10 protein-coding genes are annotated in these 14,674 nt (G+C 46.3%); 5 read left to right on the top strand and 5 right to left on the bottom strand.

Features of this window, described 5'->3' with window-relative positions:
* The first annotated feature begins 103 nt into the window (after positions 1-103).
* Positions 104-3,343 carry an Ig-like domain-containing protein gene (locus tag NSQ24_RS23920; RefSeq protein WP_339166767.1) on the top strand — a complete coding sequence of 1,080 codons (3,240 nt, stop codon included), beginning with the start codon at positions 104-106 and terminating at the stop codon, positions 3,341-3,343.
* A gap of 1,057 nt (positions 3,344-4,400) precedes the next feature.
* The gene (locus NSQ24_RS23915; RefSeq protein WP_339166766.1) at positions 4,401-5,390 is read left to right on the top strand and encodes a GLUG motif-containing protein; all 990 of its coding nucleotides are present in this window, start codon (positions 4,401-4,403) and stop codon (positions 5,388-5,390) included.
* Positions 5,391-5,493: 103 nt separating this feature from the next.
* On the opposite strand, the gene NSQ24_RS23910 is transcribed toward NSQ24_RS23915, so the two are convergent.
* The 3 genes from NSQ24_RS23910 to NSQ24_RS23900 all read right to left on the bottom strand — a co-directional run bounded on the left by NSQ24_RS23910 (position 5,494) and on the right by NSQ24_RS23900 (position 9,275).
* Positions 5,494-6,306: a hypothetical protein gene (locus NSQ24_RS23910; protein ID WP_327955752.1), complete on the bottom strand. Its 813-nt coding sequence runs from the start codon at positions 6,304-6,306 to the stop codon at positions 5,494-5,496.
* Between the two features lie 71 nt (positions 6,307-6,377).
* Positions 6,378-7,241, bottom strand: a complete 864-nt coding sequence (locus NSQ24_RS23905; RefSeq protein WP_031932659.1) for a tyrosine-type recombinase/integrase — start codon at positions 7,239-7,241, stop codon at positions 6,378-6,380.
* A gap of 345 nt (positions 7,242-7,586) precedes the next feature.
* Positions 7,587-9,275 (bottom strand): Ig-like domain-containing protein, encoded by a 1,689-nt coding sequence (locus tag NSQ24_RS23900; protein WP_339166764.1) that lies wholly within the window; start codon positions 9,273-9,275, stop codon positions 7,587-7,589.
* A gap of 577 nt (positions 9,276-9,852) precedes the next feature.
* Between NSQ24_RS23900 and NSQ24_RS23895 the strand changes: the two genes are divergently transcribed.
* Complete coding sequence (locus NSQ24_RS23895) at positions 9,853-10,416, top strand: AbrB/MazE/SpoVT family DNA-binding domain-containing protein (protein WP_003388361.1); 564 nt, start codon at positions 9,853-9,855, stop codon at positions 10,414-10,416.
* A 381-nt stretch (positions 10,417-10,797) separates the two neighbouring features.
* Complete coding sequence (locus NSQ24_RS23890; protein WP_003388360.1) at positions 10,798-11,238, top strand: hypothetical protein; 441 nt, start codon at positions 10,798-10,800, stop codon at positions 11,236-11,238.
* Between the two features lie 99 nt (positions 11,239-11,337).
* Here the strand turns inward: NSQ24_RS23890 and NSQ24_RS23885 are convergent, their stop codons facing one another.
* A complete protein-coding gene (locus NSQ24_RS23885; RefSeq protein WP_024984143.1) occupies positions 11,338-12,327 on the bottom strand; it encodes an ornithine cyclodeaminase in 990 nt (329 codons plus the stop codon).
* A 112-nt stretch (positions 12,328-12,439) separates the two neighbouring features.
* Positions 12,440-13,741 carry an MFS transporter gene (locus NSQ24_RS23880; RefSeq protein ID WP_122958762.1) on the bottom strand — a complete coding sequence of 434 codons (1,302 nt, stop codon included), beginning with the start codon at positions 13,739-13,741 and terminating at the stop codon, positions 12,440-12,442.
* 298 nt (positions 13,742-14,039) lie between these two features.
* On the opposite strand from NSQ24_RS23880, the gene NSQ24_RS23875 reads away from it, so the two are divergent.
* Positions 14,040-14,606 carry an XRE family transcriptional regulator gene (locus tag NSQ24_RS23875; RefSeq protein ID WP_003388354.1) on the top strand — a complete coding sequence of 189 codons (567 nt, stop codon included), beginning with the start codon at positions 14,040-14,042 and terminating at the stop codon, positions 14,604-14,606.
* Positions 14,607-14,674 lie beyond the last annotated feature (68 nt).

Here is a 14,674-nt window from a genome sequence, read left to right as displayed (position 1 = left end):
ACACAGGACAGACTCAGATATGGGGAAACACACTCATCCAGATACACAGCATGAGTGTTTCTCAAATACAAAAAAAACCTATCAATATCTGGAGGGGTAGTACGTGAATAAAAAGCTGGTACTTTCTGTTCTTTCTACAGCTGTATTGACTAGCATGGCAGCTTCCGCAATGGCGAAACCTAGCCAAGGTTTCTACGTTGGCGGAGAAGTTGACAAATATTATTCTCCAACAGCATTGCTGGCTGACTTTAAAGCTGGCTTGAAAGAAATCCTGAGCAACGCAACCGACACTGTTTACGTAAACAAAGACGGTAAAGCTGCAAACTTCCTGGTAGCTGCTGAAGCTGAAAAAATGGAAGATGTACTGAAGCCAGCAACTCGTGATTTGTTCGAAGAGAACGATTACGCTGTAGTTGGTTCCGAGGGTGAGAAGTGGAACCCAGCTGATGAAGATGATTGGCCTGTTCCTGGTGATATCACTGTTGAAAGCGTAAGTGCTAATAACCTTAAAGCTATTGCAGTTAAGTTCAGTAAAGCAGTAGATAAAGATGATGCGGCATCCACTAAAGTAAAACTACTGGATGGTACAACATCAAAATCTATCAAGCGTGAACTATCTGAGGATGGTAAAACCCTGTATTTAGTTGCTGATACCAAGTTTGAACAAGGTAAGTCATATAAGGTAACAATTGATAAACTCAAGGCTGCTGAAGGTACAGCAACAGTAAGTTATGAAACTACTGTCAAAACACTTGATACTCAGGTTCCAGTTGCTCAGTCTGCTGCACTTACTTCGCCTAAAACACTTGAACTTCAATTCTCTGAGCCAGTTGAATTCCCTAGAACATCCGGTGTCCTAACTGATTTGGTGCAAATCGATGGTATTAACGTTTTTGCATCCGACGTTAAACAGGAGAATGACGGTAAGGTTACCATCACTTTAGGGAATCCGGTTGCCGTAGGTAATCACAAAGTTAAAGTGTCCAACTTGAGTGACTTTGCTGGATTACCAATTGAAGAGAAAGAATTTGATTTAACTCTTGCAGAAGATACGACTCCTCCATCGGTTACAGGAGTAGAAGTAGTTAATGCAAATACGATTAAAGTTACATTTAGTGAAATTGTAGATGAAACAACTGTTAATGCTAACAATCAAGGTTTGTATGTCAAAGTGCCAGGAAAGCCCAACAATGATGTAGAGAATGTAAATAAAAAGAGTGGTACTGTATACGAGATGACTTTAGCTTCACCACTTGATCTTGCTGCTGTAGTAGAAGCGGAATTCGCTTACAAAAATATTAAAGACAACTACGGTAACGAAGTAAAAGAAGAAAAAACATTTAAATTTACTGCACAAGATGATGTAACTTCACCAACTGTAGCTACTCATACAGTAACCAGCAGCAACAATGTTGAAATTACATTCTCTAAGGCTGTAAAAAATGTTGATAAGACCGATTTCCAACTTCTCGATAAAGACGGTAAAGTTGTAAACGGCGGTATTGCTGGTGTCAAGCCTAAAAAAGTAGATAATAAAGACAGCGATACGGTTTACGTAATTGAACTTTCAGATGCTGCAAATAGGTCTGGAGTTTACAGCATTAAGATTGTAAAAGACAATGACATTGTAGACCTATCTATTCGTGGTAACAAATTAGGTGAAGCGACATTTGCTATTACATTGGGAGATAAAAAAGCTCCTGAAATCGTAAGCGCTAAATACCAAATAGAAGCTGCTGATGACAACATCATTTCCGATGGAGATAAGTCGGATAGTAAAATTACGATTATTTTCAATGAGGCAATGGATGTTGCTACACTGACAAGTAAAGCAAACTATCTGTTAGACAATAAACCACTTTCAGATATTAGTGGTGTAACAATTACAGCTTCCAACGATGCAAAATCAGTAGTGATTACACTTGACAAAACAGCAGGAGCACCAGAGCTATTTGGCAACTTGAAAATACTGGCAGTTAAAGATGTTGCGGGTAACACGTTAAAATCTGAACAGTTAAACCAAAACCTTTCCAGTCTGACCGGCATTTATGGGGCATATAATCCTTCTGTTGCATTCAATGATGCAATTAAAGAAGACGATGTTCAGCTGGTAGCGAAAAATAAAGTTAAGGTTTTTGCTGAGGAAGGTTATTTGTTTGCCGCAGTAGATCCAAACAAAGTAGCTATTTATGCTGCTAACGAACTTGAAGCTCAAGTTACGGCTGTAAACATTGCTGCTGACAAGAAATCTGTTGAATTGACTCTAAACAAAGAACTTAAAGCTAATGCAACCAATGGAAGTGTAGCAGTGCAACTTAAAGCCGAAAAGGATGCCTTTGCATTTGAAGGAGCAGTCCAAACTACAGCTGAAACTTCCGAGGATTTGGTTGATAAAGTAAAACCAACATTGGTTATTCCAGACAACGGAAAATTGCAGACAGATGATGACACTGATACAATCACTTTGGAATTCGATGAAGAAGTAACTGGTGTTGAAGCGGATGTTAAGCAAGCATTGGTAATTAAAAATACCGACGGCAAACGCATTCCAACTGCTAATTACACTATCAACATTGGTAGAGACAATACGTTAGAAATTACATTCAGTGGCATTAGTATTGATGGAGCAGTATCTGTCGAACTGTTGAATAATATCGCAATCACTGATGCGATCGGAAACTACGCTAACGACTTTACATCTGTATCCTCTGATACATTTGTAGTTGAAGCGATTAGCGACGCAGCTAAAGCACTGAATGCAATCAACAGTGGAACATTTGTATTTACCGATCTGGCTAAAGCTGGTGTAAAAAATGCAGATGAAGCGAAATTCGATGCTTACAAAACAGCAATTGCTCAAGCGAAAGATGATAAAGGTGCCGATTTAACTCTTGCTGACATTCAAAAAGTAGTCGACGAAGTAAATACACCTGAAGCAGACCCAGCAGACGAAGCACTAAAAGCAATCAACAGCGGGACATATGAATTTGCTGATCTGGGTAAAGCTGGTGTAAAAAATGCAGAAGAAGCAAAATTTGATGCCTACAAAACAGCTATTGCTAAAGCGAAACAAGATAAAGGTGCCGATTTGATTCTTGCTGATGTTCAAAAAGTTGTTGACGAAGTAAATACACCTCAAGTAGACCCAGCAGACGAAGCATTAAAAGCAATCAACAGCGGAACATATGAATTTGCTGATCTGGGTAAAGCTGGTGTAAAAAATGCAGAAGAAGCAAAATTTGATGCCTACAAAACAGCTATTGCTAAAGCGAAACAAGATAAAGGTGCCGATTTGATTCTTACTGATGTTCAAAAAGTTGTTGACGATGTTAACACTCTTTAATTAAATCACGAAACGTCACTTCATAAACTCACCTGAGTGAAAGAAGTGGAGAAATCCCCCTTGACGATGCAGATTACGCAAGTCCAGGGGGATTTTCTCTAACTGCCTTGTTCAATCGATTGGTGCAAACCCAATCCGTGATAACAGCCCATTCATCACGTGCCTAATCCTCCTGCACGTCAGCGGCCCTAATCAACCAATGGCGTGAAGTCAGGTGAAGTCGTACTCGCGCAAAGCGAGGCGGGGCTCCTTAAAAGCTGGCTATGGTCAGGCGACGAACCCATGTGGACCCAATCGAAAATAGCTGTCGTCAGGTAAAAAGCTAGGGGTTGGGCGACAGCCGCTGCATCTGCAATGATGCAGGCGAAACAGGAACAATTCGGCTGTTAAACCTGTTTTTCTTCGATTGTATAGTGGGGACCTACGGTCAGCAAAAGAAGGGATAGACAAGGCGGAACGTTTGAAGTCTTATCAGAAGAGGTGGGTTAGCACCGGCGAGGCTGATAAGATGGCGGCGGGTTCGTAGTAGTGATGATGGCTTGCCGTCTGTACCCGTAGTGGCAACACAGGCGGGGAGGGGAAAACGGGCCGGAGCGAAGGGACCCAGTCAGCGGATAAGAGGATATGAGAACGTACAATGGGCGTTGTAGTTTCTCGCAGTACCCGTGAGGACTGTAAATACAAACCGTATTTACAGTCCTTTTTGGTGATTCCTCTTTTCTCTCCGCTGATGGCACGCCGTGTGCGCTGAAAGGTGCCCGCACGGTGTAGGCTCGACTCGAAATTTCCTTGGGGAGAACAATCCGACGGGGATATAAGGCGAGCATAGCGATCCCAAGTTTGCAAGCGGCGAGGGGACAATCCACGACCCCTATGTCGTCAAAACCGCCGATCACTTGAACCATGTGAGAGAATACCTTGACTCCGCTTTCGTGTTGATGCAGACATCGATCTGAGCAAGGCTCCTTACAACACAGGCAATGGTTGGACGCCGATCGGCACCGAAACGACCCCTTTTACCGGAACGTTTCACGGAAACGGGCACACCATCCGCGGTTTGTATATCTTTGAAGGGAAAAACCTCGGTCTCTTCGGAACCATTGAGGGCAAAGCGGAAATCAGCGACCTCACCCTCAAAGATGCGGACATTCGTACGACTAAGAGCGGAGTTGCCATCCTGGTCGGACAAATTCTTGGAGGAACCATAACAAATACTCACGTTTCCGGAACTATCAAAGCCGATAGCCACAACGTCGGGACATTGGTTGGGTATATGGAACGCGGCTCGATTGCGGACAGCTCCGGTTCGGGAAGAATTGACAACCATTTCTCTTGGTATACAGGCGGGCTTGTGGGAAGAATGGAGCCAGGGGCTACCCTGAGCCGATCATCCGCAGACACAACGACTAACGGCTTCGTTTCAACGGGAGGACTTGTGGGTGCAAACGCCGGTACCATTGAGCAATCCTTTGCCAAGGGCAGCGTAGAAAGTAACGCATCCAACCTTGGCGGACTGGTCGGGGAAAACTACGGGGAGATTTGGCAGTCGTATGCACTGACGGACGTCACGGGCGGATCGAATAATGTTGGGGGCCTTGCCGGACTAAATGGAAGCAAAGGAACCATCGAACAGTCTTATGCAAAAGCAACGATTGATACTGAGTCCATGGCTGTAGGCGGATTGGTGGGAGAAAATCAGGGAGTGATAGCGGATACGTATGCTAGCTCCGATATCACTGCAGGAAAGTATAGAGAGGATGTTGTCATCGGAGGGTTGGTGGGAATCAATCATAAAGAGGTTACCAGAACGTATGCTGCCGGAACCATAGACAGCAACGCCAAAGAAGTTGGCGGCTTGGTCGGCAAGCTGGACAGCGGCGATACAGTGACCAACTCTTTTTACGATCAGGATCAGACTGGACAAAATGACACGGGCAAGGGAACGCCGCTTGCATCTGAACAAATGAAGGAGCAGGAATCGTTTACAGACTGGGATTTTACGGACGTGTGGCAGATGGGTGAGTATCCGTCTTTCCAATGGGAGTAAACACCAGAAAACTGCCATGAATCGATGAGAGTGAGTCGACCGCTACAAGCGTTGGCCCTTTTCTTTTTCCCTCGTCAAGACAGCAAAAAGACATAGCCCCAAGCTATGTCCTTCCCAGCAAAGTTTCTATTTCACGCTCATATCCATATCTGCGAAAGAACTCGATCAGCGCTACAGCGAAGATGTCTCTCTGGCTGATGTTCTTTTCCTTGCTGTATTCCCGGACAAGTGAATCGAGCGTATTGGTCATGTGTACGGATTTGGTCACGAAAATGCCTGGAACTGCGTAGCGCGGCACCTTTCCGCTTTCTGCCCCCGGCACGATCAGATCGATCAGCCGGTCCTTGTTTCGCTCCAGCATCTCCAGAAGGGGCAAATAGCGCTCCAATTGGGCTGTGTCCGCACGGCTCAATCTGGGGGCCGTAGATGTGTTTACAGCCTCATCCCCTCCATGACTATCCTGCAGTTCTTCTACGGCCTCTGGACGGCCCTCAGCCTCCTCCTGGAGTTGTCCGTATACTCTCGTGTAATTCCCCTGCTCGGACGACCATCTGTAGCCCTTCGCTCTCATGTAATTGGCCAGTTCACGGTGATCGGCGAAGCCTAGGCGTTTGGCAATCGTCTTGGCGTCGGCTCCTTCTTTTTGGAACAGGGAAATGACCGTGGCTACTTTTGACGAACGAAGCAGTGCCAGATCCATATCCTGTTTGTCCACGCGACTGTAGGCCGGCACGTAGTTTTGCTTATCCCGGTCCCATTTGAAATTCTTGCGCCGCATGTAAATATCGAGGGTTTTGTAGTTTTTATAGCCTAGTTCTTTTGCGAGTTCATCCCTAGTCTTCCCCTCCACGAGACCGCGGAGTATGGCATTTGCACGTTCATCGTAGATGGGCTTTTGATCTGCTTGTACATCCATTGTTTTATACACCTCTATTAAACTCCCTTGCATGTTTCCATGCCCATTTCTTTATCGTTTCTCTATCTTGTTTACAGGGTATTGATTGCCTCGCTCAGTTGCTCCAAATCGGTATGTGTATAGATACTCGTCACATTCAAAGACGAGTGTCCCAGCAGCTTTTGTATTTGCACGAGATTCACATCCTTTTTGACCAGCCGACTGGCGAAGCTGTGGCGCAGGATGTGAGCTGTCACCTTCTTTTTCCAGCCCAGCTCATTGACTGCCTGCGATATGATTCGATTGACGTAGACAGGGGACAGCTTTCCCGTTTTCTTGGTGCAGAAAAACAACGGAGATTCGGTTTCAGGGCGTTGGTTGCGAATGTAATCCTCAAGTAAGGGAAGCAATCTATTGGAAATGGGTATGAGTCGGTCCTTGTTCCCTTTCCCGGCGACGACATGGATTACCCGATGTTTCAAGTCTACGTTGTCGACCGTCAGATTCAGGCATTCGGAAATTCGCATTCCCGTCATGTATAAGACGATCACCACCAAGCGAATCAAACGGTGGTCGATCCTTGTAATTAGTTGCTCGACTTCTTCTTCCGTCAGATAGGTTCTTTCTTTCTGCTGTACCTTAATTTTTTCCACAGAAAGCGCTACATTGCGGCTCACCAGCTCTTTGTTGTAAGCGTATGCAAAAAAAGAACGCAGCGTATGAAGGTTGCGCCCCCTGCTGGCGGGTGCATAATTTCGTTTTTCTTTGAGGTAGGTGAGGTAATCTTCTATATCGTTTGCTGTAATTTCATCAATGTAGGGCTCGACGTTATACTTGGCTTCAAGGAAGCGAGTGAAAAAAATCAGGTCCTTGCGGTAGCCGGTAATCGTCTCATGGCTTCGATCTATAGAGGACAAGTATTGCATAAACAATTGAATCGCATTTATGAGTAGCATGGCTATCTGCCCACCTTTAGTAACGAAACATGCTTCATCTTATGGACATATTGTCATATCAAACATTCTAACCAGTTTTATAGGTCGTATAACTTGGAAACGGTTGCAGTTCAAATATTATTGGGAAGTCAGTGTAGACAAGATTACATCTTTGGGTATTTTCAACATATGGTTTGTGCTGCTGGTTTTCTTCATATAGTGATTTTCTGTCTGAACTCGGTAACGAATGATTCCAGAGTTGTGTCATCATTTCTGTTCAATGAAAACAAAAAGAAAGAGTCTAACACCTTTCGATGTTAGACTCTTAGTTGAAAATTCTTATGGACAGACGTCCTGACTAATAATTTACGCGCCTGCGCCAGTGTCTGTGCCTGCACCAGTGTCTGTGCCTGCGCCAGTGTCTGTGCCTGCGCCAGTGTCTGTGCCTGCGCCAGTGTCTGTGCCTGCGCCAGTGTCTGTGCCTGCACCAGTGTCAGTACCTGCGCCAGTGTCTGTGCCGCCTTCAACAGCTGCAGTAACCAGAATCGGAAGCACTACTTCTTTGCCGCCGTAAGCCGCATCGAGAGTAATAACCAATGTTGCTTTGGTGTCTTTAGTAACAGCTTTAGTTGCAGCTTTCGCTACAGTACCAAGGTCGGAAACTGCTACCAAGTCATCAGAATCAACGATAGTTTTAAACTCAATACCGGTCAGTTCATCGGAATTATTCACAGACAGAGCGATTTCTTTACCGTCTGCACCGATAAATTGCAGTTCATCAATCAGATCGGTAAATGTAGCAGCGTCAGCTGTTTCTACTCCACCTGCAACCTCAACCTGAGTTTTGCCTTCTTTCAGTTTGATATCAGTGATTTGTGGAGTAGAGTTTGTTACTTCTACTTCAACGGTTGCTACCGTGATACCGCCTTGTTTGTAGGAGATCACTGCTTTACCGGCAGCGACTGCAGTTACCTCACCTTTGGCATTTACAGTAGCAACTTTTTCGTTATCGGAAACAAAGGTGAAACCTTCTTCTGCCTCAACAACGGTTCCTACTTTAACATCGCCAACATATTTCTCGATGGAAAGATCCAATGTTTCTTTCGTTGGGTAAATATCCAGTTTCAAATCTTCGGTAGAAGATGCTGGAACCAGTTTGTAATTGTCTGGCTCTTGTCCAGCAACATCTACTACTTGAACAGAAACAGTGCCAACTACTGCATTGTCTTTGTTCTTGATTACAAGCGTATCAGTACCTGCTTTAAATGCCATGTCGGTAACTTTAAGTGCGAAAGTGCTGTTATCTACAGCCAGCTTAGCATTTGCAAGGTCAATGACATCCGCTTTATCGCTGCCTGTGGAGACAGTCCAGCCAGTAATGTCAGCTGCTTTACGCAGCTTAGCATCGTATTGATCCAGAAGTGTCAGTTCCAAAGAAGTTTCGTCTTTGAGAACTTTAGCGGAGGTTTCTTGTACTTTCGTTGCAACAGGAGAATCTTTTACTACGAGTTCAATAGCTGTAGATTTGTCTCCAATTGCCACTGTAATAGTGGTGGTTCCAGCTTTCAGGACTTTGATTTTACCTTCGCTGCTTACCAGAGCCACTGCAGGATTGCTAGAAGTATAAGTTACGCTTCCAGCAGCAACGCTCTCTCCATTTACTTCATCATCGCCAGTATTTTTGTCGATTACAGTACCAGCGAAGTTTTTACCTTTTGTGATAACAACTTCAGGTGCATCGTCAGTAGTTACATAGCCCAGATCCCAAAGCTTGCTGCCAACTTTGAGTTTTGCTTCAGTTGGTTCTACGACAACTGTGTCATCGCTAACTTTAACTGTCAGAAGATCGGATTCGAATTTTGCTGTGTCCTTTGTTACAACAACTTTATATTTGAAAGTTGTGCCAACAGAAAGACCGTCTTTCAATTCGCCTGTCTCGCTAGTATAAGCGTTACCTTTAAACACGTCAGATGTTGCTTGGAATTCAACTTTGTATCCAGCAGCAACCAATGCGTCAACAGTTACAGCTTGGTCACCGTTGATGGTCAGACCCAAGAACTGAGGAGCTTCAAGGGTTCCAGCTGCTACTGTACTGGTAATAGCACAAACCTTTACTAGTATTTGGAATCGTCTGGAAATTAGGTCCACCCTTTATTTTCCAGGTGGTTTCCAGCTATCCGCTGACTTTCCATTTGTAGAAAAAAGGAATATGGCTGTATCTTTTACCTAAGCAATGGAAATCCCCACAATATGGAAGTATTGGATTGCTAAGTAAGAGCTTCATTCCCTATACATTTGCGGAGTCATGAACGCTCTAAGTCCGCTGCTATCGCGGAGGCTTTTATTGTTGAACTTTTTTACCGCAGCGCCAAACAATAAATCATTGCCTTTCTCTACAAAATTCAGATTGTATCCTTTCCTGTCTGTGATAAACTGAAACTGTTACCATATCTTGAGAGGGATTGCCGATGAATGGTTCGGAGAAAAGGTTTCTTGCAGAGCCGTTGTCATCAGGGAAAAGTGATGGGTTCCATTCAAAAACTGTACGCCACGCAGGTTTCTACTCAACCGTTCCATTATAAATAGCAGGTTTTGTACAATATGCGATTACGTATAAGCGAGGGGCGAAATCATGAACAATCGACGCTGCCAGATCGAGGGCTGCACCAATAACTATTACGCAAAAGGCTTTTGCATGAAGCACTACCAAAAAAACAGGCTGCTGCAAAAAACAGTGATGAGTGCACAGCCGGGTATGGAGAGACAGACTGTAAAAGAACGGATTTGCCAGGAGCCTGGTTGTGACAAAAAGCAGGTGGCCAAAGGGTTGTGCGCTACACACTACCAAAGAAACAGGCTGCAGTCGGTGAAAACGGCGGCAAGACATGAGATAAGCGTCACGCAGGAGAGCGGAAAGCCATTGGTTGGGAAGGTCTCAGGTGTGGTTCGTGAGCTGGATTCCCTGGGGAGAATTGTTTTGCCGATTGAACTCAGGAGAGTGCTGAATATCGAAGTAATGGACTCTTTGGAAATTTTTGTGGACAACGACACGATCATTCTCCGGAAATATGCTCCGGGCTGTGTATTCTGCGGAACCTTGATGAATGATACCTTCTATTTCAAAGGCAAGCTCGTTTGCAAGACTTGCGTCGGGGAGAGTGCCACAGAGAGTTCTCCGGTAGACTTTGATTATTGATAAATGTAAGCAAGGCCCTTCTTTTCTTCGCATCGCTGTGGAGAAGAGAAGGGCCTTTCAATTTTTTACTTACTTTTAGGGGACCGGCGAGGTGTTTTCCTTTCTGGCCGGAGAGAATGTCTTCCAGGCTCGGAGCGAAGCTGTTCAAGGCTCTCTCATCGTAATTATGAATCGTTGGGTAAAAAACAGCAGCTCACCTGACTCGTAAGGTATTTATACACTGTACTAAGATATAAAAGCCGGTCTGGGTAAGTAAGGCTTGATTCGCTTGCAAGAATATAAGCGAATAGTAGTCTCAAAATGTAAAAAATACAAATATTTACATAAAGATAAGGTAATGATAATATAATGAAAAAATACAAAATTTGGGAGTTGGTGACTATGAAAAAATGGGCTTTGTTTACTCTTTTGTCCGCTGCCTTGCTTTTGCCTTCAAATGCGTTAGCCAACAATGAACCAACAAAGACTTCCGGGGTTTCAAGTACTGAAACAGAACAGCAGGCAATGGCAACACAAACCTTTCGATTTGCTGTGGCAGCGGGTGAATATGATGAGACTGGTTACATATATGTCAACACTCCAGGCTACGTCAATGTTACAGTAAATCAGCAGTCGTCTTCGGCGAGAGAAGCCAAAGTATACTACCGTTTGGCAAAGCTGGAACCAGACGGTTATCAAACGAGAATGGGAAGCGGAACTTTCACAGGTAACGGAACATTTAGTTTTTCAAGTGAGAATGTATGCCCGGTAGGGACCTACCTGATTACAATAGATGGTAGACAAGGAAAGGTTTCAGGCACTATAACGGTAAACACTCCATAGCACAGGTTTTTTAAGTGCAAATTTACCAATCAACAAGTAAAAGCGGAGTTGAGCACGCAGCAGCTCACTCCGCTTTCCTTTTTGCAAGCAAAAATAAAATTACAACACAATCTCTGTCCCCATTCCCTTATCCTTCGCCAGCTCGTACACAGACTTGGCCACAGCCGTATCCAGATAGGCGATGCCGACCGACTTGTACAACGTGATCTCTTCCTCATTCTCGCGCCCCTTCTTATGACCCAAAAGGATTTCCCCCAGCTCGGCGTGAAGCTGGTCAAAGCTCCATTCGCCTCGGCTGACGGGGATGAGCAAATCGCCTGCTTCATGATGTGATCCTTCTATTGTATCGACGACGATCTTGCTGCATCTTTGCAAGGTGGTGAGGTCTACTTCCCGCATATGCGGCAAAAAAGCGCCGATGGCATTGATGTGGGCGCCTGGCTTCAGGCTGGCCCCGTCGAACAGGGGCGACTCCGACTTGGTGCTGCAGATGACGATGTCCGCGTTCTTCACTGCTTGATCGGCATTTTCGACGATGCGGATCTCCCCGGTCCAGTCCGGATACAGGGTCCGGAGTATTTTTTCCATTTCTTCTGCTCGTGCTATCGTGCGGTTGTACAGCACGACCTCCTCCAAAGCTCGCACCTCCATGACCGCCTGAATCTGCCCCACAGCTTGTGCACCACATCCGAGAACAGCACAGCTTTTTGCCTGCTCGCGTGCCAGATACTTGGTTGCCACGCCGCTGCTCGCGCCTGTCCGCAGAACGGTCAAATAGCTGGCATCCATCATCGCGACATGCTGGCCGGTCTTGGCTTCGGTCAACAGGATGACGCTCTGCAGCGCCTTGATCCCGGCCGCATGGTTTTCCGGAAAAATACTGATCACCTTTACCGCAACGTAATCAGCCGCTTCCAGGTAGGAGGGCATGTACAGGCTGGTCGCCCCGTACTTTGGATGGTCAATGGCAGTACGCACCGGGGTGTGGACGAGGCCGGCGGCATTGTCCCGGAATACTTGTTCGACATCCCGCAAGCAATCCTGCATCGTGTAGAGCTGGCGAATATCCTTCTGGGTCAAAACGAGCATGTGGATCATCCTTTCCTGGCGAAATAGGGGAGGACCTCCGGGAGGCTGCAGAGCGGGGCTCAGAAGTGTCGGTGCGGTCCTCACGAATCAGTGGCTTTTCAGCTATATTTTTCTACGGATTATCCAGGTCCAAGTCCTTTGTCTCCTTGGTCGCTCCGATGGCGATCAGGGAGATGACACCTGTCAATACAATGTAGAGGGCCACCGGTACCCATGAGTTATCGAAAGCGGCCAGCAAGGCGGTAGCGATCAGCGGAGCCGTCCCTCCGGCCAACGCGGCTCCTAGCTGATAGCCGACAGTCACACCGGTGTAGCGAACATTGGTGCTGAAGATTTCCGAGAACATCGTCCCCAGAACGGCCGTGACCGGCGCCCAGAGAATGCCCAGTCCGATAATGGTCGCAATCGTCAGTATTACGCCGGACTTTAGCGACAGCAGGTAAAAATAAGGGAAGGCGTAGAGGATGATCAGAATGGTTCCGCCGATGTACAACGGCTTCCGGCCGAGTTTGTCGGACAGCTTGCCCATATAGGGGATCATGATCGTCGTCACCAGAGTGGCAATGGTCACGGCATTTAGCGCAGTCACGCGGTCATACCCCAAATACCCTGTCGCATAGGCGATGACAAAGGTGGAGAAGATGTAGAACGGCCCTGTTTCCACGACTTTGGCGCCGACAGCGATCAAGACGGACTTCCAGTGATAGCGGAATGTGTCGATGATCGGGACCTTGGCGATATTGCCGCTTTCTCTCGCCGCCTGGAAAGCGGGTGTCTCATCCAGCCCGTTGCGAATCCACAAGCCGAGAAATACCAGTCCGGCGCTCAGGATAAACGGTACGCGCCATCCCCACGACATGAATCGTTCATCCGGCAGAGAGCTCATGACCGTGACGGCCAGTGTTCCGAGCAGCATTCCGATCGGTACGCCCATTTGCGGGATGCTGCCAAAGAAACCGCGTCTCCCTTTTCCCGAATATTCCACGGCGAGCAATAGTGCGCCGCCCCACTCTCCGCCGATGCCGAGGCCCTGGATCAGGCGCATCGTGACCAGCAGAATGGGAGCCCACACGCCGATCGCGTTGTAATCGGGGAGAAGGCCGATCAGGACAGTGGCTCCGCCCATTAGGGACAAGGTGAGAACCAATGTTTTCTTCCGTCCGATTTTGTCGCCGATATGGCTAAAGATGATTCCGCCCAGCGGCCGAATAAAGAAAGGAAGACCGAATGACAGGTAAGAAAGCAGAAGCCCTACGGTTGGATCTGTGGATGGAAAGAACAGCTTGTTGAATACGAGCGAGGCCATCGTACCGTAAAGAAAGAAATCGAACCATTCGATGGAGCTTCCGACCAGGCTTGCGACTAACGCTTTGTTTTGCAACCGTTTGGAAACCTCCGTTTGAACGTGTGCCATCTTGACAGCTACCTCCTTTGTACTGTAATCGCTACTGAATGAGGTCAGAATGAGCGGCCATCTCTTGCTGTACAGACTGAGAAGCAATAAATTGAAGTGTCACTTCAATTCGGCGTTAAAAGAATTATAAGACTTGTTGATATATGTTTCAATAATCAAAATATTTTATCGAGAGAAACTTTTGTTTCTGAGTTGTGAAAAAGGAGAACGATCTGTCGGGCACCCGTTTTCTTGCACTGTTTTCAAGAGTCAGGTGTGATAGGATAGGGATAACTCAGTAACCTTGCGAGGGAAGTCTATGGAACAAAACATCGGAAAACGAATGAAAGCGCGTCGTCTGGAACGAAAGCTGACGCTCAAGCAGGTGGCGGAGAAGACAGAATTGTCCATCAGCTTTCTGTCCCAGGTGGAGCGATCCAAGTCATCAGTCACTTTGGAGTCTCTCACGAAAATCTCGGAAGCGTTGGATGTGAGCCCCAGCTATTTTTTCCCGCAGGAAAAGAGTCCGAAATCATACATTTTGCGCAAGGGAAGCGGGGACGAGCTTCACTCAGAGCAATCGCGTTTTATGTACAAAGACTTGTCAGCCGATCTTCCCGCACCTTTGTTTGAGCCGATCTTGGTCACGCTGCTTCCGGATGACGAAAAAGGGGCCCCTTTTGCACACAAAGGGCAAGAATTTCTTTATGTGTTGGAGGGCATACTTACGCTCCTGATGGGAAGCGAAGAACACGACTTGTATCCGGGCGACAGCGTCCATATGGAATCATCCACGCCGCACAATTGGTACAATCGAACGGACAAACCGGTCAGATTTCTGATGGTCAGCTCGCCTGCCAGGTTTCTGAAAAATAGCGGGAAATGATAGCTTGCAGTCATAAATAGATATCCCCGGTTCAAAATATTTCGCCATCTGTAATAATTGTCGCGGCT

It is taken from the genome of Brevibacillus sp. FSL L8-0520 (assembly GCF_037963895.1).
GTDB lineage: Bacteria > Bacillota > Bacilli > Brevibacillales > Brevibacillaceae > Brevibacillus > Brevibacillus borstelensis.
Note: the sequence above shows the minus strand (reverse complement) of the source record. Positions and strands in the feature narration are given on the sequence as shown.

What these genes read in the sequence shown, in the direction of transcription:
- NSQ24_RS23910 (WP_327955752.1), bottom strand. Translation starts at nt 6,306, where the DNA reads ATGGATGTACAAGCAGATCAAAAGCCCATCTACGATGAACGTGCAAAT.
- NSQ24_RS23895 (WP_003388361.1), top strand. Translation starts at nt 9,853, where the DNA reads ATGAACAATCGACGCTGCCAGATCGAGGGCTGCACCAATAACTATTAC.
- NSQ24_RS23890 (WP_003388360.1), top strand. Translation starts at nt 10,798, where the DNA reads ATGAAAAAATGGGCTTTGTTTACTCTTTTGTCCGCTGCCTTGCTTTTG.
- NSQ24_RS23905 (WP_031932659.1), bottom strand. Translation starts at nt 7,241, where the DNA reads ATGCTACTCATAAATGCGATTCAATTGTTTATGCAATACTTGTCCTCT.
- NSQ24_RS23880 (WP_122958762.1), bottom strand. Translation starts at nt 13,741, where the DNA reads ATGGCACACGTTCAAACGGAGGTTTCCAAACGGTTGCAAAACAAAGCG.
- NSQ24_RS23885 (WP_024984143.1), bottom strand. Translation starts at nt 12,327, where the DNA reads ATGCTCGTTTTGACCCAGAAGGATATTCGCCAGCTCTACACGATGCAG.
- NSQ24_RS23875 (WP_003388354.1), top strand. Translation starts at nt 14,040, where the DNA reads ATGGAACAAAACATCGGAAAACGAATGAAAGCGCGTCGTCTGGAACGA.